Raw genomic sequence first — 25305 nt, 5'->3', positions numbered from 1 at the left:
CTGTCTGGCAAGGAGAGACGCTTTCAAACGTGGGTCAATCATCGCATCTCTAAAGCTATTGTCTCTAGGGCAAAAGCCACAAACAGCGCTATTGCTCTGGAAGACTTGACAGGGATCCGGGAAAGGGTCAATCAACAGCCACGCAGCAAAGCTGAACGGCGCAGGGCCAACAGTTGGGCGTTCTACCAGCTGAGGCAGTTTCTGGAATACAAGGCTCTGCGTGCAGGGGTTACCTTGATTCTGGTGCCGCCTGCCTACACGTCGCAGACCTGCCACCGGTGTTTGCACATTCATCCCGATCCTACGCAATCCTATCGCAGTGGGAAGCAGTTCAAGTGTGGGCACTGTGGATGGGAAGGGGATGCGGACTGGAATGGGGCCAACATGATTGCCAAGCTTGGGGCTGTCGTAAACCAGCCTAGAGGCCCGTGGTTGGCTTGCCAACTGCAGGGCTACCGAAAGCCCGCCCCGTACTGCGAAGCAGTCAGGGTCGGGTAGTTTACTCGGCTCTTTGCCCCCATTGGCCTGGAGATCCACGCCGAAACCCCCGCCGAGATTGCCATCAGCATCACCGCCCAGCTCATCCAGGTGCGACGGGGATCCCCGAAGACAATACCCACACAAAAGGGCGAAACTTAGGCGTAGGCTTGCCGGTTGGCCCGAGAACAAGCTAGGCTAGAAAAGCGCCGCGGGGTAGAGCAGCCTGGTAGCTCGTCGGGCTCATAACCCGAAGGTCACTGGTTCAAATCCAGTCCCCGCTATGCCTGAGAGACGGTTGGTTAAAGCAGTGTCCGCACATCCACCACCTTGCCGCTGACTGCCGCTGCGGCCACCATAGCCGGGCTCATGAGCAGAGTACGCCCGCTGGGGGATCCCTGGCGGCCCTTGAAGTTGCGGTTGGAAGAAGAGGCGCTGATCTGGCGCCCCACCAGCCGATCCGGGTTCATCGCCAAACACATGGAGCAACCGGGATCCCGCCACTCAAACCCTGCCGCCTCGAAGATCTCCCGCAAGCCCTCCTGTTCTGCTTCCTGCTTTACCCGTTCTGAGCCGGGCACCACAAACGCCTTCACCCCTGGGGCCACCCGCCGCCCCTTGGCAATCTTGGCTGCCTCCCGCAGGTCGCTCAAGCGGCCATTGGTGCAACTGCCGATGAAGCAGACATCCACCGGTGTCCCCACGATGGGATCCCCTGGCTGCAAGTCCATGTAGGCGTAGGCCTCTTTGGCCAGTTCCCGCTCGCTTTCCGGCAGATCCTCGGGGGCAGGGATCCGCTCATCCACCCCAATCCCTTGGCCGGGGGTGATCCCCCAAGTAACCGTCGGCGCAATATCTGCGGCCTGGAAGACCACCACATCGTCGTAGCGGGCATCGCCATCGCTGGCCAGGCTTCTCCACCAGGCTACCGCCTCTTCCCAATCCGATCCCTGTGGGGCAAACTCTCGCCCCCGCAAATACTCAAAGGTCACCGCATCGGGGTTGACGTAGCCACAGCGGGCTCCTCCCTCGATGGACATGTTGCAGAGGGTCATGCGCTCTTCCATGCTCATGGCTTCGATGGCACTGCCCCCGTACTCGTAGGCGTAGCCCACCCCGCCTTTGACCCCCAGCTTGCAGATGATGTGCAGGATCACGTCCTTGGCGTAGACTCCCGGCCCCAGCTTGCCCTGGATCTCAATGCGGCGCACCTTGAGCTTGGACAAGGCCAAGGTTTGGGTGGCCAATACATCCCGCACCTGGCTGGTGCCGATCCCAAAGGCAATGGCCCCAAAGGCCCCGTGGGTAGAGGTGTGGCTGTCCCCACAGGCAATGGTCATCCCCGGCAGAGTTAACCCCTGCTCCGGGGCAATCACATGCACGATCCCCTGCCGACCGGAGCCACTGTTGTAGAAACGGATGCCGTATTGCCGACAATTGCGCTCCAGTTCCTGGATCATCTCCTCCGCTAAGGGATCCGCAAAAGGCCGTGCCCGGTTGTCGGTGGGAATGATGTGATCCACTGTGGCCACCGTCCGCTCGGGAAACAGAACCGGCAGATGGCGCTCCCGCAGCATGGCAAAAGCCTGCGGGCTGGTCACCTCGTGGATCAGGTGCAGGCCGATGAACAACTGCGTCTGCCCAGAGGGCAAAATCCGCACCGTATGGGCATCCCACACCTTATCGAATAATGTCCTCTCGCTCATCTTTCTCGGCCCGCAGCCAAGTCCTGTGAACTTTCAATGTGCTACTTGGGGAAAGGGTTGTCAAGGTACGGGCTGCCGTTATCGCTATGCGATCCCGGTGGGCGAAGGCGGATCTGAGTCCTCAAACCGGGAAACCCCTGCCTCAGCCAACGAGAAACTCGCCCTTCAAACGGGATCCCTGAAGGCCGGCCAAGGCAAAAAGCGATAGCCCGCCTCTTGAATGGCAGCGACGATATCCGGCAGGGCCTCTGCGGTGTGGGGCCAGCGATCGTGGAGCAGCAAAACCAGGGGCTGATCGGAAGCCTGGATCGCCGGCAACTGAGCTCGAACACGCTCCAAAAGTTGGGCTGCGCTTTGGCCCGCGTAAGCATCTTCCGGGCTCATGTTCCAGTAAAGAACTCGATATCCTGCCTGCTCCAGAGAGCGACGCAAAGCAGAATCTAGGCGAAAACCTCCCGGTGGGCGAACAACCAGTTGGGGATCTAAGTTCAACGCTTTGAGCAGTTGGGTTGTCTGATCCACCTCAGCATAAAACAGCTCATTGCTTCCGTAGAGACGTTGATAATCGTGGGTAAAAGTATGATTGGCTAGGGTGTGGTGATGGGCCTGAATCGATTGAGCCAATTCTGGAAATCGGGAAACGTGGGTGCCAATAACAAAGAAAGTGGCCGGGATCTGAAGATCATCCAAAACCTGTAAAAGTCGGGGGGTAGACTGAGGCCAGGGGCCATCATCAATGGTCAGAAAGGCAGAACGAGGTGGCACTTCCAGTAAAGGCCCCAGCACTTCTTCTAAAGGCAGTTGCAAAGGTTGAGTATTTTCTGCCGGATCGAGAAAGTCGGGATCCGGGATCCAGCCATGCTGCAGAAACACCTGCACATGAGCGGGAGCAGGGGTAATCAACAGTCGCCCCGTCTGCTCATTTTGGTTGCCCCAGCTCAGCCGATAGGGCAGATCCGAAGCGACCTCGACGGTTGTTGTATGGGTAATGACTCCGTAGGGGATGTCGATCACATAATGCCCGTTCACCTCTTCTTGATGGATCCAGGCTGCCGAAGGAGCTGATAGATAAATGAGCAAATCTTGGGGATTGGCGCCGCGCACCACCCGAATGCTTTCAATGGGGAGAATGAGGTTGTATTCCGAGGTGGCCGTCAGGTTCAGCTCAAAAAGAGGCTGGGCCTCTACCGTGCAGTAGTAGATCAGTCCAACCAGTAGGAAGGCTAGGCAAAATATCAACGCTTTCAACGCTTTCAGAGAGTGCATGGAATGGCTTAATCCTTCGCAACCAATCATAGGACAGAAGCCACCCAAGCTCGATAGAGCCCATCAATTTAGTGAGGATCCGGAAGGCCCTGGGATCCCAGGTGGCGAGAGCAGGCGCTCTTCCCATTTACGTGCAGGTGAGGCCCGTCGGATGTCCCGCCAAATGGCTGTGGCAGCTAGGGTGCCATCGGCAACCGCAATCGACACTTGGTTCAGGCCCTGCTTCAAATCGCCCAGTGCAAACAGCCGCGGATGAGCAGTGCGACACCACTCGTCGGTTAGCAGGTTTTCCCCTTGCCATTTCAAGCCGGGGATCCCTTTCAAATAAGCATTGTGGTATTTGGCTCCCATCGCCACCAAGCCGGTGGTCGCTTCGATGTAGGTGCCATCTTCCAGCTCCACACCCTGCAATTGATGGTTTTCTCCCCAAAAACGACGAATGGGAGTTTCGTAGAGTGGGTAGCCATGATCCGCTAGTTTTTTGCGCATGTCGGGGCCGACCGAGCAGAGGCCGTGGGTCAACACCGAGATATAGGGTGTAAACCAGTTGAGGACAAAAGCTGTATTGATCCGATCTTCTGAATTGACGATCAACACCGCCTTCTGATCCCGCATTTCGTAGCCATCGCAGATCATACAGACATGCAGTGAATAGCCCGCGTAGTCGTAAACATTCTGCATATCCGACAACTGGGGCAAGTAATCCATAATGCCGGTTGCCGCGATCAAATATTTGCTCCGAAAAACGGGGTAGAGGCTGTTCATTTTTCCCACCTTGACCTTGACTGCAAAAAGGTCTCCCTCATCGGTGGCATCTTCCACAAAACCGCGCAGGTAATCTACCCCCAAGCTGAGGGCATGCTCTGTTCCCTGGCGCAACAGCTCTCGCCCTGGAGTGGTCGGGGGCAAGCCCAGATAATTGCGCAAATCCTGCATCCAAAAAGATCGGCCTCTGCCCTTCTCCACCACCAGGCAACTCAGTCCGTAACGGGCCAGATAGATTGCCGCCGATAGTCCCCCTGCTCCTCCTCCGGCCACGATCACGTCATAGATTTTGTTCAAAGCAACTTCTAGATTCCTGCTGCTCAGTTTCATGGACGGGATCCCCTCACGAGCTTTTTGCCGGGTGATCTCAGGTCGTTGGCTGCGGCCTGAAAAATCTTAAGAAACTCTATATGTTCCGAGGACTGCTTATCCTGCTGAGTCCACCACATTTCTGTTGAGGCGTGATCCAAGTGAAGGGAGCAGTCCCAACAACCGTCTAGCAACCGTCTAGAATGGGGACTGAACTCCCCATCAGGAGGAAAGCCCTATGCCAGGTATCTTAGCGGCCATTGCCCTGATCTTTATCGGCTACCTGTTCAACTCGGTCAAAATCATCAGCCAGGGATATGAGGCACTGGTAGAGCGTTTAGGCAGGTTTCACCGCAAGTTGACCCCAGGATTGCACTTTATTCTTCCCCCCATCGATAGGATTGTGTTCCGGGAAACCATCCGCGAGAAGGTGTTGGATGTGCCTCCTCAGCAGTGCATCACCAGCGACAACGTCTCTTTGATGGCCGATGCGGTGGTCTACTGGCGCATCACCGACATGATCAAGGCCCGCTATGCGGTCGAGGACGTGCAGCGGGCTTTGATTAACCTGGTGCTGACGGCTCTGCGGGCAGAAATTGGCCGTATGGATTTGGATCAAACCTTTTCCTCCCGCGCCGAGATCAACGCTCGCCTTTTGACAGAGCTGGACGAGGCCACAGATCCCTGGGGGATCAAGATCACCCGCGTGGAAGTCAGGGACATTCAACCCTCCAAAACCGTGCAAGACTCGATGGAAAAACAAATGGCTGCCGAGCGGGAAAAGCGGGCCGCTATTCTGAAATCAGAAGGGGAGCAGCAGGCCAGCATCAACCAGGCTGCGGGGGCCGCCAAGGCACAGCTATTGCGAGCAGAAGCGGAGAAGCGAGAGCGGCTGCTGCTGGCTGAAGGCACGGCTGAAGCCATCAAAACCATTGCCGCCACGCTGCAGGAGAACCCAGAGGCAGCCAATGCGCTGCAATACCTGATGGCGCAAAATTATATTGACATGGGCCTCAAGGTGGGCAGCAGTCCCAGCGCGAAGGTGATCTTCATGGATCCCAATTCGATCCCTGGCACCCTGCAAGGGCTGCTCTCCATGGTGGACGTGGCTAAGGGTGGGGAAGGTTCTCGCACAGTGACCTCTCAGAAGCTGCGCACCCCGACCGCTTTCCCAACCGAAGTGGACTTTCCCCGGCTCGACTGAGTTGACTGACCATGATGGCCCAGGATCCGGCTTGGCTGCTGGTGGGACAGGTGGTGGCGGCCCACGGCTTGCGGGGCTGGCTGCGGGTTAGGTGCTGGTCGGATTTCCCAGAACGCCTCACAGAGCCCGGACCGCGCTGGCTGCAGCGGGATACGGATCCCGAGCCCCTGCTGCATTCCCTGATTGAGGGGCAGTTTTTCCCGGCTAAGGGTCTTTATTTGGTGCGACTGGAAGGGATCCCCGATCGAACGGCGGCTGAGACTTGGGTAGGAGCTAGGCTGCTGGTGCCGGCTTCCCACCGCTTGCCCCTGCAGCCGGAAGAGTACCACTACCGCGATCTCATCGGCTTGACCGTCTATCGCCAGGGGGAGCTGCTGGGACAGGTTTCGGGGATTTTGGCAGCCGGCCAGGATGTGCTGGAGATAACAACCCCTGATCACCGGCAGGTGTTGATCCCCTTTGTGAAAGCCCTGGTGCCCGTCGTGGATTTGGAAAAAGGCGCACTGCACGTGCAGCCGCCGCCTGGGCTGGTGGAGAGCTTTCTGGGTTAGAGTTCGACAAGACGGCCTGACTTCCGTACCTGCATCCCATCCTGAACTTGGCCCTCAGAAGCGCCTGTGTGGCCGTTCTAGCCTTTTGTGCTATTATAGGGGCAGTTTTTTGATGCTAAGCTCATCCTAGGCCTTTAAGGTCAATTTTTCTGGGTTTCTGTTGATCTTGGCCGGGAGCCTTCTTCGGAATTGGAGTTGGGAATGACGGAAAACTACGGTGCAGAGCAGATCCAAGTTTTGGAAGGCTTGGAGGCTGTGCGCAAGCGGCCTGGCATGTATATTGGCTCCACCGGGCCGAAGGGGTTGCACCATTTGGTGTACGAGGTGGTGGACAACTCCGTTGATGAGGCCCTGGCCGGCTATTGCGACGATATTCAGATCAGCCTGCATCCCGACGGCTCGGTAGCCGTCTTGGACAATGGCCGTGGCATTCCGGTGGACATCCACCCCAAAACCGGTCAGTCGGCCCTGGTTACGGTGCTGACGGTGTTGCATGCGGGGGGCAAGTTTGGCGGTGGCGGCTACAAGGTCTCCGGCGGGCTGCACGGCGTGGGCGTATCGGTGGTGAATGCCCTCTCCGAATGGGTGGAGGTGACGGTTTGGCGAGAGGGCAAGGTTTACTTTCAACGGTTCGAGCGCGGGGCGGTGGTGGGATCCCTGAAATCCGAACCCCAGCCCAAGGGATCCAATCGACGGGGTACAGAGGTGCGCTTCAAGCCGGATGGGCTGATCTTTCCCGAGCGAGAGTTCGACTATGCCCTGCTGGCGGCCCGCTTTCGCGAATTGGCCTACCTCAATGCCGGCTTGAAAATTACCTTTAGCGATCTGCGGCGGGATCCGCCCCACTGCGAAACCTATCAATATGCAGGCGGCATCAGGGAATATGTAGCCTTTATCAACCACGAAAAAACGCCCATCCACTCCGACATCATCTACATCCAAGGGGAGCGGGATGGTGTGGAGGTGGAAGTGGCGCTGCAGTGGTGCTCGGATGTGTACACCGACAATTTGATCGGCTTTGCCAACAACATCCGCACCAACGAAGGGGGTACCCACCTGGAGGGCTTGAAAACCTCTCTTACCCTCACCATCAACAGTCAAGCCCGCAAGCTCAACAAGCTGAAAGACTCCGACAGCAACCTGGCCGGAGAAAATGTGCGCGAGGGGTTGACGGCCATCGTCTCGGTCAAGGTGCCCAACCCCGAGTTTGAGGGGCAAACCAAAACCAAGTTGGGCAACACCGAGGTGCGGGGCATTGTGCAAACCCTCGTCTCCGAGGCGCTCACGGAGTACTTGGAATTCAACCCCAACGTGGCCAGGGGGATCGTCGATAAGGCCATCCAGTCCTTCAATGCTGCCGAGGCAGCCCGGCGGGCCAGGGAATTGGTGCGGCGCAAATCTGCCCTGGAATCTTCCACGCTGCCGGGGAAGTTGGCCGATTGCAGTTGCCGCGACCCGGCGGAATCTGAGGTGTATTTGGTGGAAGGCGACTCTGCAGGCGGCAGCGCCAAACAGGGTCGGGATCGGCAGTTTCAGGCGGTGTTGCCCCTGCGCGGCAAGATTCTCAACATTGAAAAGGCAGATCCCGCCAAGATCTACAAAAACGCCGAAATTCAGGCCATGATCACAGCGCTGGGTTTGGGGGTGAAAGGGGATGAATTTGATCCTAGCCAACTGCGCTACCACCGCATCATCCTCATGACCGATGCTGACGTGGACGGCAGCCACATTCGCACCCTGTTGCTGACCTTTTTCTACCGCTATCAAAAGGCGCTTCTGGAACAGGGCTATGTCTATATCGCCTGTCCGCCGCTCTACAAAATCGAGTGGGGTCGCAACAATGTTCGCTACTGCTACAGCGACGCCGAGAAAGACCAAATCCTGCGGGGGCTGCCTGCCAACGCCAAGTACACCATCCAACGGTTCAAGGGTCTGGGGGAAATGATGCCTGAACAACTTTGGGAGACCACCATGAACCCGGCAACGCGCACCCTCAAACAAATCACCATCGAAGATGCGGTGGAGGCGGATCGCATTTTCACCATCTTGATGGGAGATGCCGTTGGCCCCCGACGGGAGTTTATTGAGGCCCACAGTGCCCATTTGGATCTGGCGGCTCTCGATATTTAGCGACTCTCGATATTTAGCGACTCTCGATATTGGGTGGAGAGAACTCTGTCCCGCCTCTTCGGGGCCCACGGCAGGGGGAAAGTGCTCCGCACCGCTGGCGCGAACGTAACGGTGTTGCAGACGAGGCCGCGAGCAGCCAAAAGCTCCCGGACGGGGCAAGATCCCAGTTGCAGCCCAGACCCTGTGGCAAAGTGAGGGAGGAGCGCTCAAGATCCTGCCATGCCTGCATTCCTTACCGCTCTTCTCGCTGCGCTGGGGGGCTATCTCCTGGGATCCATCCCGACCGGCTACTGGGTAGGTCGTTGGTGGGGAGGCATCGATATTCGCCAACAGGGATCCGGCTCTACCGGAGCAACCAATGTGTTGCGGACGTTGGGCAAGGGGCCCGCCCTGCTGGTGTTGCTGGTGGATGCTGCCAAGGGGGCAGCAGCAGTTGCCCTGGGATCGGCCTTGGGATCCGCGTGGTGGGTGGTTTTGGCGGCATTGTTCGCAGTGATCGGCCATAGCCGTTCCTGCTGGCTGGGCTTCAGGGGGGGCAAATCGGTGGCCACCAGCCTGGGGATCTTGTTGGCTATGGCTTGGCCAGTAGCCCTGACAACTTTCGGCGTCTGGCTGCTGGGGCTCGCCCTCACCCGCATCGTTTCCTTCAGCTCCCTGCTGGCGGCAGTGGCGGCTCCGGTGGTGATGTGGGCAACAGCTCAACCTTTGCCCTATTTGTTGTTTGCGTTGGCGGGCGGGGTGTATGTGATCGGTGCTCATCGGCGCAACATCGAGCGCCTACTGGCCGGGTCGGAGCCGCGCATTGGCCAAAAATGGACGCAATCTCCCTAATTTTCAAGGCACTGTGAAGCAGCTGTATTACTCCGCAACGCTATGCAACCGACCACAGTGGTTTTTGTCTACGGATCCCTGCTGCGGGGCGGCCAATACCACAGCTTGCTGCAGGGGGCAGAATTTTTGGGGACAGACAGCCTCAACCACATTGATCTTTACAGTCTCGGCCCCTACCCGATGGCAGTTCGTGGCCGAAACCGGCTCTACGGCGAGTGCTACCGCATCCCCTTGAGTCTATTGCCCCGATTGGACGAACTGGAAGACCACCCGCGGGTGTACGAACGGCAGTGGGTGCAACTGGATAGCGGCACCTTTGCTTGGGTTTATCTGGGTCGGCCTGAGCAGGTGCAAGGGTGCTCGCTCATCCCCAGTGGCCGCTGGCTGGTTAGAGATCAAAGTGGAGCTTGACGCCCTCAACATACTGGGGCGGCAACAAAGACTCTATCCCACTGTTGTGCTCCGCACCACTGTCGCGAACGCGAGTGTGAACGGCTGCGGACGGATCCCATTCTTGGGAATCAGGCTCTTTGGCGGAGAGAACACCAGCATCCACAGGGCTGGAAACGCGCTCCAGGTAGTAGATGCGATCCCCGCGTCGCCAAATGTCTGGCTCAGGCAGGTAGAAGAGCCGACCCGGTCGAGATGAGCCGCTCCTCAGCCGCTGCGGGCGCACCAACAACAAGGGCAGGCATAGATCGGCTTTGATTCGATAGGCAAACTGATCCCGCAGCCGTTCAAGGGTGGGATCCTCCAGTCCCATCTGGGCCAGGAAGGGATTGGGCAGCGCTGTCGGGAGCGACTCTTGAGCTGCTAAGACAAAGGACTCCGTCCTGCTGTCGCGAACAGCCTTGTTGCTTGCCTCTGGCAGGGCCGAAGCCGAGAAGGGGAGGGGTAGGCCCAAGTCCGCCAACGTGGGTAGGGTGATCGAGCGCAGCTCGGCCCGATTGGCCTCCAGATAGCCGGCCCAGCGCTGCAGTTGGGAGAAGGAAGGCTGCAAGGTGCGGATCCCTTCTGAGATAGGCATATCCGGCAGCAACACCGTCCAGATGGTGGCAGAAACCGAGAGCTTAACCATCAACTCGGCAATGGCCCAGTTCACCTGCGGATCCAGAGTGAGGATCAACAGGGTTTCCGCATGGTCGATATCAGCCTTCAACAGAGCAGACTCGTTCAGCACGGCCTCCTGCAGGGATCCGGGGGCAGCCTCTGGCTTCGGGTCAGGTTTGTGGGTGCCATTGCCATGTTGCTCTGCACCACTGTTGCTCCGCATCCCTGACGCGATGGCGGCACGACGCTTCTGCGAAACGGAGTCTTTGGCGTCCGCTGAATGGGAAGCTTCGTAGCTGCCATACCCATTTTTGGAAGCCCCAGAAAGCAGTGGGATCACCTCGACTGTCTGGTTCAGCGAGCGCATCAACTGGGCCAATTGGTTGGTGAGGGGATGATCGCCGATGATTACGGTGGAACTGCCCTGATCCAGACCCAGCCAGCGGGCCACCCAGGCTGCCGTCAACCCCTGTACCGTCACCGTCACCGAGATCGTCAAAAACACCAGCGCCTTGAGGGCATCTCCCCCGGTAATGCCGCGTTCTGTCAGCAAAATGGCAAACAAGGACGCCACCGAAGCCGCCACAATGCCCCGAGGAGCCAGCCAAGCCACAAACAGCTTCTGCCGCCAATTCAGGTCGCTGCGCCAGGTACACAGCCACACGCTCAAGGGGCGGATGACCAGCATCAAGCACAGCACTGTGGCCAGGGATCCCCAGCCCAGGGCAAACACCGCCTTGAGGGAGAGCGTGGCGGTAAGCAAAATAAAGATCACCGAGATGGCCAACACCACCAACTGGCCGTGAAACTGCCGCACACCCCGCTCGGCAATGGCCGCCTTCTGCCGCACCACCAGGCCCGCCATCACCACTGCCATCAGCCCCGCCTCCGATCGCAGCGACTGGGCCAAGGCAAACACCCCCAGCGCCCCTGCCAGCACCACCGAGTTGCGCAACTCCTCGGTTAAAAACTGCCGCGACCAGAGCAGGAAGGATCCCATCAGCCAGCCCCCCAGCGCTCCCACCGCCGACCCGATGGCCAGACGGCTGGACAACTGTTCCAAGGCCATGAGAAAACTGGGATGGCCGGAGAGCACCACCTGCAGCACCACCACTGCCAGAATGGCCCCGATGGGATCGATCAGCACCCCTTCTCCCTCCAGGAGCGTGCTGACTGCCGGATCGACCCGTACCCGCTTCAAGATGGGGTTGATCACCGTCGGCCCTGTTACCACCACCAGGGATCCAAATAAAAAGGCCAGCCGCCAGGGAAACTCTCCCAGATAGTGAGCTGCTGCCGCTCCCCCCACTAGGGTCAGCAGGGATCCCAACAAAACCAAGTTGCGCAGGCTATCCGATACCGGATTGAGGCGTTGCAGCCGCAGGTTCAGCCCCCCCTCAAACAAGATCAGGGCCACCGCCAACGACACCAGCGCCTCCAGCCCGGATCCCATGACTTGGGGGTGAACCCAGCCCAAACCATCTGGCCCCAGCAACAGGCCAAACAGCAGCAGGAAAACAATGCTGGGCACTCTGACAACATTAGCCAGCACCTGAGCAGCGATCCCGGCCACCAGGGCTAGCGTAAACAGGATCGTCAGCTCAAATGAATCTTGCATATTGAGGCTTAACCGAACGCAATAGCGGGACGGAGCCCTTACCTTTCCAGCTACTGAACGCTAACAATCTCGTCGCTGCCATCGTTAACGTCGTTGTTGCTCCGCAACGCTAACGCCAATACAAACTGCTGAAAAGTCTCCAATCGTCAAGGGGGCTCTACCCATCACGTCAGCAGTTCATGAGCCCAAACACGCAGAGCTAACTCATGTGTGTCGGCCCCATGAAGTTGCAAAAGCTACACTCAGCCTGCTTCTCGCTACAGTACACACGACTTACCTCAACGTATCACAGAGCGGGCTTGACGACCACTCTGGCGTTGGGCAGCTCTGTTGGGAATTGAAAGCAAATCGACATGCTGCCAAAAATCTCCCCTTCTAGGCTTTCTCGCCTTCCGGGTGGCTGAGACCCGTCTCTAAGGGCTTAACGCGACGGATGGGCAGATTGGCAATGAGAGCAGTCGTTCCCCCTTCCGTAGCCAAATGAAACTGCATCCCCTCTGAATCTAGCTCCACATAGCGCGACACCACCCCCAAAATCTCTAGGCGCATCGATTCCAGTGCCGCTGGGGTGAGATCAGCGCGGTCATGGGCCAAGATCAGCTTTAACCGTTGCTTGGCTTGATGGCGGCTGTTGCCGGAGTGCCGAGAAAAAAGCTGATCCAAAAAATCGAGGAGCATAGGTTTTGCCGGCCTTGTTACTCAGTTGTGAAAGTTGTGAACAGGTCAAAATTGCCATTCCAATCTGGATAAAGTGGGGAAAAACGACAAAACAGTTGTCAGAGCACCTTTTGGTTTAAAAACCGTTTGGCCCGCTCCCAAAAAGACTCGCTCAAGCTGGCCAGCTTGGGAAACTCCACCGCTTCCCCTTCTAGCCGTCGGGCAATGCGCTGGATGGCCTGAGCAGCCAGAGTTGGATTGGCGGAGAGAACCAGGGGCTCCCCTTTGTTGGTGGAGACGATCACCTCGCGGTCTTCTGGAATAATACCCACCAACGGGATGGCCAGCACCTCCACCACATCTTCCACCGACATCATCTGGCCGGCTGCCACCATGTCCGGGCGCAGGCGGTTGACAATGAGCTGAGTCGATGAAATCTGGGCGGCTTCCAACAAGCCCACCACGCGATCTGCATCCCGCACCGCTGCCACTTCTGGGGTGGTGATGATGATGGCCTCGTTGGCCCCGGCAATGGCATTGCGAAACCCTTGTTCGATCCCTGCCGGACAATCGATCAGCACGTAGTCATGGCTGCTGGCCAGCTTCTCGATCAACTGGCGCATCTGATCCGGATGCACCGACGTTTTGTTGCGGGTTTGGGCTGCCGGCAACAGCGAGAGATGGGGGGTGCGCTTGTCTTTCACCAAAGCCTGCTCGAGGCGGCACTCCCCGGCAATCACCTCTAGGGCCGTGTACACCACCCGATTCTCCAGCCCCAGCAGCAAGTCCAGGTTGCGCAGGCCAAAGTCTGCATCCACCACCACCACCGAGCGACCCAAGCGCGCCAAGGCAGTGCCCAGGTTGGCCGTCACGGTGGTTTTGCCGACTCCACCTTTACCAGAGGTCATGACGATGACTCGGCTCATACTCCTCTCCGCAGAAAATCTTGAAGGCTGGCGATGCAGATGACATCTTCCTGTAGGTAAACCACTTCAGGGGTGTTGGGCAGGGATCCGCCTTCTGGCGGACGGGCCACCTGATTGGCAATGCGCAACTGAGTGGGCTCCAACTGCAATGCCAAGATTACAGCCCCCTTGTCGCCGTTGGCCCCCGCGTGAACCAAGCCGCGCAAGCGTCCCCAAACCCAAACATCTCCTCCGGCAACGATCTCGCCGCCGGGGTTGAGATCCCCCAACAGGAATACGGATCCTCTGTGACGCACGGACATGCCAGAGCGCACTGTCGAACGTAGGTACAGAGGTGTGGTGTCTGGGGGAGCAGGGTGAACTGCCTCCAAAAGGGAAGATTGCTCCACAGAATACCCCAACGTCGCTGCTGCAATCGCTGTCGAGCGGGATCGAGTTTGAACGCGCCACAGTTGCAGTCCATGCTGAGACAATAGGGCAGCAAGAAGTTGTAGGGTGGGCATGTCCAGCTCTCGCTGCTGGCTCCAGAGGGTGAGGGGAGCGACCCCGGCCCAGTAGGGTTTGCGGCTGCGCAACTGCCAAACCAGGTTTTCCCAAAGCTCTTCCCAAGGTAAGGTGCTGGGCAAGTGCAGATGAATCCCTTGTGCATCCGACCGAAAGTAAACGCTGCCCGTGGCCCAGGAGTCTGGAGATGGGGAGATTTCAGGGTTCCATGTAGGGGATCCCGTCATGACCGCCCTTAAACGTCTGCCTGAATATAGAGCCCTATCCTATTCCATTCCCCCAAGCCAGGGGAAACTCTCTCGGCGGTTGCCCTTGATAGCAAAGCGGTTTCGCTTGGGTGGCAGGACAATCTTGCTTCGGGATCGCTAACTTGAGGGTACTTGATGGAGCCAATTCCTGATGTTGAAACCTCGCCACACCCTCAGGCTGCTCGCGCCAGCAGGACAGGATCCTCTCCTCTCCAAGGGGTGGAGTTCTCGCGCGGTGAGACCGGTCGCCATTGCCCTACTCAGCATTCTTGCGGCATCTGGGATGGGATCCCCTGCCCATGCCCAAGATCTGGGCCGTTTGCTGATTCATGGCCTTCAGTGGCTGCAGGTGAGCCAGTTGAACGATGCCCAAGAGGTGAGCTTAGGCCGCCAGATCGATCGACAACTGAAAGCGCGGGGACAACTTCGCCTCAGTTCGGATCCCTACTGGGTCGAGCGGGTGAACCGCATTGGCCAACGGGTGGCCGCCCACAGCGAACGGCCCCATCTGCCCTACACCTTTCAAGTGGTGGAAGATCCCGACATCAACGCCTTTGCCACACTGGGAGGCTTTGTCTACATCACCACTGGTGCCCTCGCAGCCGCCGACAACGACGACCAGATTGCCGCCGTGCTGGCCCACGAGGTGGCCCACATCGGCGAACGCCACGGCCTGCAACAACTGCAGCAGGCTGCCACTGCCCAGTTTGGGGCTCAATTGTTGGGGCTCAACGACAGTACCCTGGCCGCTCTGGCCCTGGAATTGGGAGTACGGCGCCCGCAGAGCCGTGAAAACGAGTTTATCGCCGATGAAAAAGGTCTGGGGGCAGCCTATCGCGCCGGGTTTGACCCGCAGGGCATGCCGCAATTTTTGGCCAAGTTGCAATCCCGCGGATCTGTGCCAGAGTTCCTGCGCACCCATCCCCCCGTCTCGGAGCGCATTGCCCGCCTCAACCAGCTCATCATTCAGCACGGCATGGTCAGCCCAGCCGGTCAGACCGTTCCACTCCACGGCTCCGGCGGCTCCATTTGGCCCTCCGGATCCCCCGAACAAACCCAACGCACCGAGATTGAGATCCTGCCGCTACTCCCTGTCCTGCCCTAACTCGGCACAGAGGGATCCCTTCTGCCCAAGGCCGGCTGAAATGGCTCTCGCTCCCAATCTTTGGCCTTGATGACTTCCTGTGTTTCTTGGTCGGGGATGGCTACTGGTGGAGCTGTGCTTCACAGCAAAGGCAGACCGCGTAGTCTCCGCAACTGGTTGAGGTGGGCCGGGCAATCACAGCCGAATAGGGCAACAGCTGCGTTGCTTTCTTCAAGGGTGAACTCTAGGAAAGGAGGCTCTGTCACCTCGACTTCAGCCCAGGACTCCGTCTCGCCAACGCGAGCGGATGGGATGGGATCCTTCTGCTCGGGAACAAGAAGAGGATGTCTCCACGGCAGAGAACGGGAGCGGACAACATTCAGGTCAAATGGGGGCGCGTCCAGGGTAGAAGCTCGAGCTGCAGGAGCAAACCAAAGCAGCAACGCCCACAGAGCCGGTGCCGGCCACCTTGCCCAGCGCCAATAGGAATAGGGGATCCCTGCCATAGACCTTGCTAGCTCACTCCAGCTTTAGTGTACCGTCCGTTTTGGGTTTTGCCAGGGAGTGGCTGAAGTGAAGAGTTGGTTTAGAATATCTTTAGATTTGGGCCCATTTGAACTGGGGGAGGCCGACCTTTAGCCTTGCCAACGGTATGCCTCTTCCGCAGCGCTCTACTGGATCTAGCTTGCTGCCCTTTCCCGTCCTGTTTTGTTCATCACCTCTATCAACTCAGGAGATTCTTATGGCCGTTCCAAATGGTCGTTCCAGCACGCTTCCAGAGCAAGAAGCTTCTTCTGTGGGAAAGGACGCTCTTCCGCCAACGCAAACGGGTAATGCTCTAAACCTGGCTCCCCTGCCTGCTGATGGAGCCTCTGGGGCTGCTCAGATGCCGGTACTGCTGGAGGAGAAATCCGGCCCACCGGTGTTTCCCAGCCCTGTCAAGTTCAGCGAAATTGGGATTGATCATCGTCCGGTCGGGGCTTCGACCCTGAAAGTGGTGGATTACTATGCCGACGGACGTCCAGTTACTGCTGCAACTCTCAAAGTCGTGGACACCTGGGGCGAGGGACGCCCAACGGTTGCCTCTGGGGCCAAATTCATCCATGATCCCACGCTCAATCGCCCGATAATGGCTGATGGCCTGAAAATTGCCAAAACCTTTATGGGCAATCGCCCCATTGAGGCCAGCCCCCTCAAGGTGATGCGCTAGCCCGGATCCCCAAGGTGGGCCAGGGATCCCCTTGCTAACCTGGGTTAGGGCACATCCGGTTAGTGATCATGGAGATCCTGGCAGTTCTCTTGGGGCTGTTGGCGGGCTTGGGAGGAGGAGCGGGCTATCTGGCGGATCAGACGGCGCGGCAGCTTCTGTTGGATCAGTTGGATCGGGCAGAGGTTTTGGAGGTGCGCATCCAAAGCCAGCCCAATTACCGACTGCTGAATGGCCAAGCGGATCGCCTGCTGATTGCCGGTCGCGGGCTCTATCGAGCGCCCTTTCCCCGCATCGAGCTTCTGGAGCTGGAAACTGATCCGGTGGCAATTGACCCCTCTTTTTTCCAGGGGGCTCCCTTGCGCCTGGCGCGACCTCTGCAAGCGGCGGTACGGGTGTTGGTGCGGGAAGAGGACTTGAATGCTGCCCTCAACAAGCCAGAGGTGCTCCGCCAGTTTCAGGATATCCGCGCCGATCTGCCCTTTGGGGGAGCGGGAAGGGAAGCTCGCCGTTTTGATCTGCGTCAGCCCCGCGTCGAGTTTTTGGATCCCAGCCGCATTCAGCTCTCTGCCCTCTTGGTGGAGAAAGACGGCGGTACTGAGCAAAAGGACTCCGTCCCGCTAACGCGAGCGGTGGAGGTGGTGTTTAACACCGGGATCCGCGTGGAAGAAGGGCGCAGCCTAAAGCTGGAGAATCCGGAGTTTGTGATCGGTTCTGTGCGGGTTCCCGATGAGATCTCAGCAGCGTTTTTGGGCGGGCTCAATGAGGTGCTTGACCTGCAAGAGCTGGAAGAGATTGGGATCCTGATGCGGGTGCTCAGCCTAGAGATAGAGCCTGACCAGTTGCAGGTGATTGGGTTTGTGCGGGTGGAAGGGTTGGAAAGGACCTCGTCCCGCTAACGGGGATCCCCATTGAGCAGGGATGAGCTCCCCAGGGCTGCGCTCTAGCAGGAGAGCTGCTCTGTCAAACTGGATAAAGATCAGCCAGGCTGGAGATGGGATTATGGCCTTCGATTGGTTTCGCCGCCGCTATACCGACTCTACCGACTCTCCTGGTGAAGCGGAGTCTTCGCCACCAGCCCCCGCGCCAGCCACAGAACCGGCGGAGATCTCCCCTGAAGACTATTTGGCCTTCGCCAAAGCCGCCTATGCCAACCTGAAGGCCCGTGCTGCTGCCCAAGCCCCACCGGCAACCGAGGAGTCCGCCCCGCCTGCGCGAGCAGAATCCGTCCAGCTGCAGCCACCGGCCTCGACTGAGGACTCCGGCCCACTTGCCCAAGCAGAACCCCGTGAACCCGTCCAGTCCTCCACTCCAACACAAGAACCAGCATCTCCAGAATCGCCCCCTGTGCAGCCGGCGGCAGCTCCCTCGTTTTTCGATCTGGCTCCCCGTGCTGCTGAGCGTCTCCAAGCCCTGCAAGCCAGCGCCGTGGATGAGCCCAAACCCGAGGCGGCGACTGCAGCGGTTGCTCCTTCTCCAGAGACGGGGCCGGAAGAGCTGGTCTTCGATGAGGGCTTCCGCTGGTCAGCCGAGATCCTGGCGGCTCAAGGGCGCAAACCGGAAGAGATCTCCGTTGAGGAAATCTCCTGGCTGCAAAAGCTGCGGCGAGGCTTGGGCAAAACCCGCCTTAACCTGATCAACCAGTTGAAAGCGCTGGTAGGCCGCGGCCCTCTGGATCAGAAGGCTGTGGAAGAAATTGAGGCCCTGTTGCTGCAGGCCGATGTGGGGATCGACGCCACCGAGCAGATCATCCAAGCCCTACAAAAGCGCATGCGAGAGGAGGTGGTGCCCCCAGAGGAGGCCGTCAAATACCTCAAGCAGCAGATGCGGCAGATGTTGACGGTGGGGGATCCCACCTTTGCGCCGCAACGGGACACGCTCAACATTTGGTTGATTGTCGGGGTGAATGGGGCGGGCAAGACCACCACCATTGGCAAAATTGCCCATGTTGCCCGCGAGTCTGGGTACCGCTGTCTGATTGCTGCTGCTGATACTTTCCGGGCTGCTGCTGTGGAGCAGCTCAAGGTTTGGGCAGAGCGAGCAGGGGTAGAGGTAATCGCCAATCCCTCTCCCAATGCCGATCCGGCAGCGGTGGTTTTTGACGCCATCACAGCCGCCAAGGCCAGGGGCACAGAGCTGCTGTTGGTGGACACGGCAGGCCGTCTGCAAAACAAGAAAAACCTGATGGACGAGCTAGCCAAGATCCGCCGCATCGTTGACAAAAAAGCTCCCGAAGCCAAAGTAGAAAGCCTTCTGGTGCTGGATGCCACCCAAGGGCAAAACGGGTTGCGCCAAGCCGAGGTGTTTGCCGAGGCTGCCAAGTTGAGCGGTGTGATCCTGACCAAGCTGGATAGCACCGCCAAGGGGGGGATTGCCCTGGCCATTACGCAGCAGATGAACCTGCCCATCCGCTTTATCGGCGCCGGCGAGGGGCTAGAAGATCTGCGGCCTTTTTCCAGCTACGAGTTTGTGGAAGCTCTTCTAAGCGAGTATTGAGGCACCCCCTCTCTGAGAAGGGCCATTGTGAAAGAGAGACACACAGATCCAGGCTTTGTTGGGCGTCGCCCCCGCTTTCTGCCCTGGAGTGCTGCAGTGGTGGGGGCAGGTTTGCTTTGGGCTTGGGGTGGGCACCGCTGGATCCAGAGCGGGTTGAACCTGGTTCGGGCGGGATCCACGCAGGATGCAGGGGCTTTGCAGGAATTTGTAACCACCTTGGCTCAGGTGTTGTCAGGGGTGCTGGGCTTTACCCTCTCGGTGGTGGCCATTGTGGTGCAGTTGAGCGCGGATCGCTTCACGCCAAAGGTCACGGAGCTGTTTTTGCGCGAGAAAGTCAATTTCTACCTCTTCTTTTTCCTGATTTTGGCCAATGTGGTCAGTTTGTGGAGTTCGGCAGCCCTGGGCTTTTACGTTCGTGTTGGCGTTGCGGAGCAACACCCTCCAGGGTTGCTCGTCGGGCTGAATCTGCTGCTGGGCACAGCTTCGTTTTTGATGCTGATCCCCTACTTTCGCTTCGTGTTTCACTTTTTGCAGCCGGCTTCGATTATCCATCGCATTGAGCAGCAAGTGCGGCAGGCCATCCTGGGATCCCTTGCTTCCAGGAGATCAGGATCGGACTCCGGATCCAAGAGGGGCTATTTCTCCCGTTGTTCACTGCAACTGCGGCCTCGTCACGACAACGTTGTGCAGCAACAGCGATGCGCAGGAATACAGGGTGCCGTAGGCATAGCAACAGAGCAGCACTCTCCAATGGGCGAATGCTCGCCAGCTCATCAGCGCTGCCTCTCGGCTCTGGATGAAATCAAAAGCATCGCCACCAGTGCTCTTCGTCAGCAGGAGGGGAGCATTCTCCTGGAAGCCTTGGACAGCTTGAAGTCTCTGTGGGTCTTCTATGCTGCTCACAAAGCACAACTGCCCCCTGCCTGGTTTCTCTTTACCCCGGCTCTGCGGCGGGATCCAGACTTTGCTTCGGTGGATAAGGGACTCTTGAGCCAGATTGAGGCAGAGGGATCCTGGCTGGAGCTGAAGATACTGCGGCAGTATCAAGCCTTGTTTGCCGAGGGGCTAAACGGCATGCGCCAGGCAAGCACCCTGGTGGCCATTCACAGCCGGGAACTGGGGATCCGCGCCCTGGAAACCCAACAACTCACGGTAGCGGGGTGGGTGATCAAGTTTTTCAATACCTATCTGCGGGCCGTCATCAACGCGCGAGACATCCGCAGCGGCTACAACCTGCTCAAGCAATACCGTTTGTTGGCCGAGGCAGCCCTGCAACAGCGCCATTCGGCTCTGGTCTTGCAGATTGTTGGCTACTTTCGCTATTACAGCCTGATTGCCTACAGAGCGGGCCTCTTTTTCTTGTCCGAAACCTTTGGCTTCGATTTGGGAATGTTGGCCCAGTCGAGCTGTGCTCTGGGCTCTGAAACAACGGAAGCCATTGTGCAAGCCTTGTTACGCCTGGATCAAGACCCCGTTCGCGTCAGCGGGACGGAGTCCTTAAGCGAGCAACAGGAAACTACCCTGCGTGGGATCCGCAAAACCCAGGTGCGGGTGGCAGCCTATTTCCTCAGGTGTGGGCGGGAGGATTTGGCCAAGCTGATCTATTGGGATATGCAGCACGAGCCCCTGGCGCGCCTACAGAGCATCCGGCAAGAGCTACAGTCCACCACGGCTGTTATCGCTACTCGGACGGAGTCCTCGTTCTGGGAGTTCACCGATCGAGGGGAGAACTTCTACTTTCTCGAACCGGCTCTGCAACCCTATGCCGACCAATTTTTTGGGTGGTTTCAGGGGCTAGCCGCCGTGCAGGAGGAACAGGGATCCGTGGAACTTCCTTGAAGAGAGGAGACCGGATCCCTCACGGCAGAGTTTAAGCTGGGGCAGGGCTGCTGCTTGTTGTCGTTCCCTTGTCCCATGCGTCCTTTGAGTCACCTCTTCGCGTCAGCGTTGCGTAGTCACAACAGCCCAGGCTTTTCTCCCCCCAGGGGATCTCTGGGATCCAGCTCCTTTGTCCGGTTTCGCCGCAATCCTCATCTGCTGCCCTTTTGGGGCCTCAGCCTGCTGATGATGGGCTTGGCGGTGCCCCTGTTTGTGCTCTCGGGGGCGGATCCCAGTTTGGCTGGCTGCGACGAGAGCTTTTATGCCCAAATGGCCCGCGAGCTGCTGCGGGGAGGGCATTGGCTGGGGCCCACTTTTTTGGGGGAGCCTTTTTTCGAGAAACCCCCTCTGCTCACCTGGAGCGTGGCCCTCAGTTTTGCCCTGTACGGGGTAAACGAGTGGGCAGCGCGGCTGCCAGGGATCCTCGCTGCTTTGCTCTCCATTCCCCTGGTGGGTTGGATTGGGTGGTTTTTTTTGCCGATGCGGGCGGCCTTTTTGGGGATGGCGGTTTTGCCCCTGTGCTACCTCTGGGTGCAGCAGGGGCGGCTGGTGGGGCAGGATGTGCCCTTGACCTTTCTGGAGCTGCTGGGGATCCTGGGGCTGGTCAACGGTATCCGCGGCCACAGGGTTTGGTTTTGGCTAACCGGAGTGGCCTTCGGGCTGGGCCTGCTGATGAAAAGTGCCATGATCCTGCTGCCGGGGGCGGCTTTGATCCCCTATCTCGTGCAGCAACGGCGCCGCTGGATGGGATCCGCCCCATTTTGGCTGGCGCTTGGGCTGGGCTTGGGGATTTTTGGCCTCTGGCTAGGTCCAGCCATGCAGGTGTATGGCCCACAGGTGCTGACCACCCTGGTGGGGAAGGTGTGGGATCTGGGGCAAGAGCCCTTCCATGCGGATGCCACCGGCTGGTACTACTTTTGGCACATTCCCGTTCATGGCTTCCCGTGGACGGTTTTGGCTTTGGTGGGTGGCTTTCTCCTGGTGCGCCAGCAGCCGGGATCCACGCTGCTAATCTGGTCTTTCCCCCTGCTGCTGCTGTTGTTGTTGCAGCTTTATCCCACCAAAACCCCCTACTACACCGTGCAGCTTTACCCTTGGCTGGCTCTCTTGGCCGGGGTAGCCTTGGATCAAGCGTTGGCTATGCGGGGTCGCGTCAGCGGTGCGGAGCACTTAAAGCCCCGTCTGGCCCAGGTGCTCTCTTGGGGACTGGCAGCGGTGGGGCTGTTGCTGTTGGGTTTGGGGGTGGCCGTCCGGCTAGGTGTAGACGGTCTGGAGCTCCTACAGCCTCATGCTTGGCCGCTGGTGGTGATGGGTGTTTTGTACCTCTTGCTGCCAGGGATCTGCAGTTGGTGGCGGGTGTTGCGCTGCGCCGGCGAGCTGTGGGTGGGAATCCTCTTGTTGGTCGGGATCCTCGCCATGATCACCATCGTCTTGCGGCCTGATTTCGGCAACTTCAGCCCTGCTTTTGCCCAAATGGATTGGAACCAAATGCTGCCCCCGTCCGTTCGCGCTATTCGGACGGAGTCCTCGACAGAGGCTGGGGAGACGGTGGTGGATATTGGCCGCAGCGGCTTGCCGGATGTCTGTCAGGCTCAGGCCATCGCTTTTTATACCCCCCATCCGGGGAGATGGGTGGATGATCAGGCTCTGCAACGAGGGGAATATGGAGACTACCTTTGGGTTTCTCCGGTGCAGGCAGAACAGGTGGAGATCCGGGATTTGGGGTTACAACCTCTAGCGGCGGTGGAGGGCTGGCAACTGGTGCGCCGTTTGGATCCCCTCTTGGAGCAGGGCAGCGGGGAGCCTCTTTGAGTTTAAAAATCTTAAGTTTAAGAATCCTAGGAAGTGTTAAAGCATGGCGGGAATAGCGGAATCGGGCCGGTCGTGGGTGTCTCTAGAGCGTACCTGGGTAATCCAGGGATTGGCTTGGCTGGCAGCGCTGCTATTTGTGGCGGGGGTGATCCTGCTGGCGGGGGCTTCACCTCTCCAGGTGGCGGCCAGCATGTGGCAGGGGGCCTTCGGCACTGAAGCTCAGTTTGGCCGGGTTTTGGCAACGCTGGCTCCCCTTGTCCTCTGCTGCTGTGGGCTGGTGTTTACGTTTGTTGCCGGTCTCTACAACTTGGGCATCGAAGGGCAAATGGTGGTCGGGGCAATTGCGGCCACGTTTCTGGTGCGTCTGGAAGCGGGATGGTTGCCGCCGCCACTGGCCATTACCTTGGCGCTTTTGGCCGGGATCCTGGGGGGGGCGGGCTGGGGCCTGTTGGCTGGGATCCTGAATGTGTGGGGGCGGGTCAACGAGATCTTCGCTGGGCTGGGGCTGAATTTTGTTGCCCAAGGTTGGGTGCTCTACCTGATCTTCGGCCCTTGGAAAAGGCCGGGGGTGGCTTCCATGAGCGGGACGGAAGTGTTGGATCCCCGTCTGTGGTTGCCCACCTGGGGGCGGTCAGAGGCCAGTCCGGTGGCGTTGCTGCTGGCCCTGTTGGCTTTGGCCCTGACGGTGCTGGTGGTGGGCAACACTCGCTTCGGCCTGCAGTTGCGGGCGGTGGGGAAAAACCCTGTAGCTGCTTTCCGGTTGGGGATCCCGGCTACCCGCAGGTTGCTCATGGCATTTGCCTGCTGTGGGGGCTTAGCAGGGCTGGCGGGCGCCTTGCAGGTGTTGGCTCTGTTCCATCGCCTCATCCCCAATATCTCCAGCAATTTGGGCTTTCTGGCCTTGTTGGTGGTGATGCTGTCAGGCTTTAACCCCCTGCTGATTTTGCCGATTGCCTTTTTCTTCAGCAGTCTTAACATCGGCAGCTTGCAACTGCCTCTCTCTTTGCAATTGGAGTCTTCTTTGGCCGGTGTGATTCAGGGATCCCTGGTGTTGTTCGTCTTGCTGGCCCAAGGGATCAGCCGCCGCTACTTCCTTGGGAAAGGTTAATGGCTTCGGCGATTTCTGGGATCCCTTTGCGTTAGCGTTGCGCAACAGCGAGATTCAACTCCTATCGCGGGGGAAAACTTTGGATTTTTCTGCTCAGGACAGTGGTGCGGTTCCTCTGCCGTAGGCATAGCACCATCAACATTGGAAAATGAGGCTATCGTAGAAGGATGAATCGGACATCCCCTTTTTCAAATCGACCGCTCATCGGCGTTACCACTCGCAACCGCAATGACGAAGGAGACTTCGTAGCGCCGGGACGCTATGTGGACGCCATTCGCGCTGCCGGAGGGATCCCCGTTCTTTTTCCCCCAGGCGAAAGTGAGCCTCAGGATTTGCTGTCTTGGGTGGATGGCCTGGTGTTGACCGGTGGCGGCGACCTCTGCCCCAGCACCTACGGAGAAGATCCGCAACATCCCCAGGTGCGCTATGTGAACGCGGAGCGGGATCGATTTGAGGTGGCCTTGGCTCAGGCCGTGCTGGCCCAGGGGATCCCTGTTTTAGGCATTTGCCGGGGGATGCAATTGTTAAATGTGGTCAGTGGCGGCAAGCTGATCCCCCATGTGCCTGATGTGTACGACGAGCTGGATCACTTCAACCCCGCTGATCGCAAGCCCATTCGCCACAATGTCAGCCTGATCCGCTCCACACGGCTACACCAAATCGTCGGCGCAGAAGAAATCTCTGTGGTCTCTTGGCACCATCAGGCCATCCGCGATGTGCCCTCAGGTTGGCGTTTGGCTGCCCGTTCTCGAGATGAGCTGATCGAGGCCATTGAACACGAAACCCACCCCTGGGCTGTTGCCGTGCAGTGGCACCCCGAGTTCACCTTTGAAGAAGCCGAGCACTTCCGTCTGTTTCAAGCCTTTGTGCAGGCAGCACTGCGTTTTTCCCCGCGCCTAGCTGGCCTGCTGCCCAACCCTGAGCCCGTACCCCAAGTCGCCTAAAGGAAGGTTCCCAGCCAGAGGACAGTCCTGCCGTTGGAGAATCATCCAACAGTTATCCCGTCAGTTATCCCGTGCTAACTTCTAGGCGGTGCCCCCTTGTCAAGAAGCGCCGATCGCGGTAGCGGGACGGAGTCCTTTCCCGTCAGGGTGCCGTACGCATATGAACAGGAAGCGACCGCTGGAGAGGGTTGTCTCTCTAGGGCTGGCTTTTGCCAGCTCGGCTCTTTTGGGTGCCTGCGGCGAGTGGAACTCTTCCCGAGCAGACCGGGTCAGTTGCCTAGCGATGCCTTTGTGCGCCTTTACGATGCCATCGGCAATGAACTCTGGAGCCACCAGTTTAGAACCCCTGACCAAGAAAACTGGGTTGCAAGCCCTGCCCTTAAGGGCGGCTTTTACTTCATCGCTACGTGACGCTTTCGCGGACGCCTGCGGCGGCGCAGAGCGCTATAGTCTGTCTTAGGTCGTGTTGATCTTATGTTAGGATAGAGAGAGTAATTTATAGAGGAAAGAGGATGAAGTTGGTTTTTTTAGATG

22 protein-coding genes, 1 tRNA gene and 1 pseudogene are annotated in these 25305 nt (G+C 58.6%); 16 read left to right on the top strand and 8 right to left on the bottom strand.

What is annotated here, in order from left to right:
- The 3 genes and pseudogenes from NW870_RS09735 to NW870_RS09725 form a co-directional block, all read left to right on the top strand.
- Positions 1-498, top strand: a 498-nt coding sequence (locus NW870_RS09735; RefSeq protein WP_414375062.1) for an RNA-guided endonuclease InsQ/TnpB family protein, incomplete at its 5' end; no start/stop codon positions are given.
- 15 nt (positions 499-513) lie between these two features.
- A pseudogene (locus tag NW870_RS09730) lies at positions 514-639 on the top strand (hypothetical protein); the annotation flags it as partial.
- 48 nt (positions 640-687) lie between these two features.
- A tRNA-Met gene (locus NW870_RS09725) sits at positions 688-761 on the top strand.
- Between the two features lie 18 nt (positions 762-779).
- On the opposite strand, the gene leuC is transcribed toward NW870_RS09725, so the two are convergent.
- The 3 genes from leuC to NW870_RS09710 all read right to left on the bottom strand — a co-directional run bounded on the left by leuC (position 780) and on the right by NW870_RS09710 (position 4544).
- The gene (leuC, locus tag NW870_RS09720) at positions 780-2183 is read right to left on the bottom strand and encodes a 3-isopropylmalate dehydratase large subunit (protein ID WP_414375061.1); all 1404 of its coding nucleotides are present in this window, start codon (positions 2181-2183) and stop codon (positions 780-782) included.
- 165 nt (positions 2184-2348) lie between these two features.
- On the bottom strand, positions 2349-3449 hold the full coding sequence (locus NW870_RS09715) for a polysaccharide deacetylase family protein (RefSeq protein WP_414356193.1): 1101 nt from the start codon (positions 3447-3449) through the stop codon (positions 2349-2351).
- Between the two features lie 63 nt (positions 3450-3512).
- A complete protein-coding gene (locus tag NW870_RS09710; protein ID WP_414356191.1) occupies positions 3513-4544 on the bottom strand; it encodes an NAD(P)/FAD-dependent oxidoreductase in 1032 nt (343 codons plus the stop codon).
- Between the two features lie 217 nt (positions 4545-4761).
- Between NW870_RS09710 and NW870_RS09705 the strand changes: the two genes are divergently transcribed.
- From NW870_RS09705 to NW870_RS09685, 5 genes are all read left to right on the top strand, one after another.
- Complete coding sequence (locus tag NW870_RS09705) at positions 4762-5727, top strand: SPFH domain-containing protein (protein WP_414356189.1); 966 nt, start codon at positions 4762-4764, stop codon at positions 5725-5727.
- 11 nt (positions 5728-5738) lie between these two features.
- Positions 5739-6278: a ribosome maturation factor RimM gene (rimM, locus tag NW870_RS09700; RefSeq protein WP_414375060.1), complete on the top strand. Its 540-nt coding sequence runs from the start codon at positions 5739-5741 to the stop codon at positions 6276-6278.
- A gap of 201 nt (positions 6279-6479) precedes the next feature.
- Positions 6480-8408: a DNA topoisomerase (ATP-hydrolyzing) subunit B gene (gene gyrB, locus NW870_RS09695; RefSeq protein ID WP_414356185.1), complete on the top strand. Its 1929-nt coding sequence runs from the start codon at positions 6480-6482 to the stop codon at positions 8406-8408.
- A 219-nt stretch (positions 8409-8627) separates the two neighbouring features.
- Positions 8628-9239, top strand: a complete 612-nt coding sequence (plsY, locus tag NW870_RS09690) for a glycerol-3-phosphate 1-O-acyltransferase PlsY (protein ID WP_414356184.1) — start codon at positions 8628-8630, stop codon at positions 9237-9239.
- Between the two features lie 42 nt (positions 9240-9281).
- Positions 9282-9650: a gamma-glutamylcyclotransferase gene (locus NW870_RS09685; protein ID WP_011431987.1), complete on the top strand. Its 369-nt coding sequence runs from the start codon at positions 9282-9284 to the stop codon at positions 9648-9650.
- Here the strand turns inward: NW870_RS09685 and NW870_RS09680 are convergent.
- The 4 genes from NW870_RS09680 to minC all read right to left on the bottom strand — a co-directional run bounded on the left by NW870_RS09680 (position 9628) and on the right by minC (position 14221).
- Complete coding sequence (locus NW870_RS09680) at positions 9628-11907, bottom strand: cation:proton antiporter (RefSeq protein WP_414356182.1); 2280 nt, start codon at positions 11905-11907, stop codon at positions 9628-9630. The genes NW870_RS09685 and NW870_RS09680 overlap by 23 nt on opposite strands.
- Before the next feature lie 375 nt (positions 11908-12282).
- Entirely contained in the window at positions 12283-12585 is a 303-nt protein-coding gene (minE, locus tag NW870_RS09675) for a cell division topological specificity factor MinE (RefSeq protein ID WP_414356181.1), read from the bottom strand.
- A 98-nt stretch (positions 12586-12683) separates the two neighbouring features.
- Positions 12684-13490 (bottom strand): septum site-determining protein MinD, encoded by an 807-nt coding sequence (gene minD, locus NW870_RS09670; RefSeq protein ID WP_414375059.1) that lies wholly within the window; start codon positions 13488-13490, stop codon positions 12684-12686.
- Complete coding sequence (gene minC / locus NW870_RS09665; protein ID WP_414356177.1) at positions 13487-14221, bottom strand: septum site-determining protein MinC; 735 nt, start codon at positions 14219-14221, stop codon at positions 13487-13489. The genes minD and minC overlap by 4 nt, the downstream gene beginning before the upstream one ends.
- Before the next feature lie 172 nt (positions 14222-14393).
- Between minC and NW870_RS09660 the strand changes: the two genes are divergently transcribed.
- On the top strand, positions 14394-15347 hold the full coding sequence (locus NW870_RS09660; protein WP_011431982.1) for a M48 family metallopeptidase: 954 nt from the start codon (positions 14394-14396) through the stop codon (positions 15345-15347).
- Between the two features lie 119 nt (positions 15348-15466).
- Here the strand turns inward: NW870_RS09660 and NW870_RS09655 are convergent, their stop codons facing one another.
- Positions 15467-15832 carry a hypothetical protein gene (locus NW870_RS09655; protein WP_414329642.1) on the bottom strand — a complete coding sequence of 122 codons (366 nt, stop codon included), beginning with the start codon at positions 15830-15832 and terminating at the stop codon, positions 15467-15469.
- Positions 15833-16212: 380 nt separating this feature from the next.
- Between NW870_RS09655 and NW870_RS09650 the strand changes: the two genes are divergently transcribed.
- From NW870_RS09650 to NW870_RS09620, 7 genes are all read left to right on the top strand, one after another.
- The gene (locus tag NW870_RS09650) at positions 16213-16536 is read left to right on the top strand and encodes a hypothetical protein (protein ID WP_414375057.1); all 324 of its coding nucleotides are present in this window, start codon (positions 16213-16215) and stop codon (positions 16534-16536) included.
- Positions 16537-16604: 68 nt separating this feature from the next.
- Positions 16605-17432: a DUF2993 domain-containing protein gene (locus NW870_RS09645; RefSeq protein WP_011431980.1), complete on the top strand. Its 828-nt coding sequence runs from the start codon at positions 16605-16607 to the stop codon at positions 17430-17432.
- A 103-nt stretch (positions 17433-17535) separates the two neighbouring features.
- Positions 17536-19029 (top strand): signal recognition particle-docking protein FtsY, encoded by a 1494-nt coding sequence (gene ftsY / locus NW870_RS09640; RefSeq protein ID WP_414375055.1) that lies wholly within the window; start codon positions 17536-17538, stop codon positions 19027-19029.
- Between the two features lie 27 nt (positions 19030-19056).
- Entirely contained in the window at positions 19057-20868 is a 1812-nt protein-coding gene (locus NW870_RS09635) for a DUF2254 family protein (protein ID WP_414375054.1), read from the top strand.
- A 75-nt stretch (positions 20869-20943) separates the two neighbouring features.
- The gene (locus NW870_RS09630; RefSeq protein WP_414375052.1) at positions 20944-22719 is read left to right on the top strand and encodes an ArnT family glycosyltransferase; all 1776 of its coding nucleotides are present in this window, start codon (positions 20944-20946) and stop codon (positions 22717-22719) included.
- 43 nt (positions 22720-22762) lie between these two features.
- The gene (locus tag NW870_RS09625; protein ID WP_414375051.1) at positions 22763-23827 is read left to right on the top strand and encodes an ABC transporter permease; all 1065 of its coding nucleotides are present in this window, start codon (positions 22763-22765) and stop codon (positions 23825-23827) included.
- Between the two features lie 167 nt (positions 23828-23994).
- Positions 23995-24771 carry a gamma-glutamyl-gamma-aminobutyrate hydrolase family protein gene (locus tag NW870_RS09620; RefSeq protein WP_414356167.1) on the top strand — a complete coding sequence of 259 codons (777 nt, stop codon included), beginning with the start codon at positions 23995-23997 and terminating at the stop codon, positions 24769-24771.
- The last annotated feature ends 534 nt before the right edge of the window (positions 24772-25305 follow it).

Source organism: Synechococcus sp. R50.1 (assembly GCF_047462115.1).
Classification (GTDB): Bacteria; Cyanobacteriota; Cyanobacteriia; order Thermostichales; family Thermostichaceae; genus Thermostichus.
This window is presented reverse-complemented; position numbering and strand designations above follow the sequence as displayed.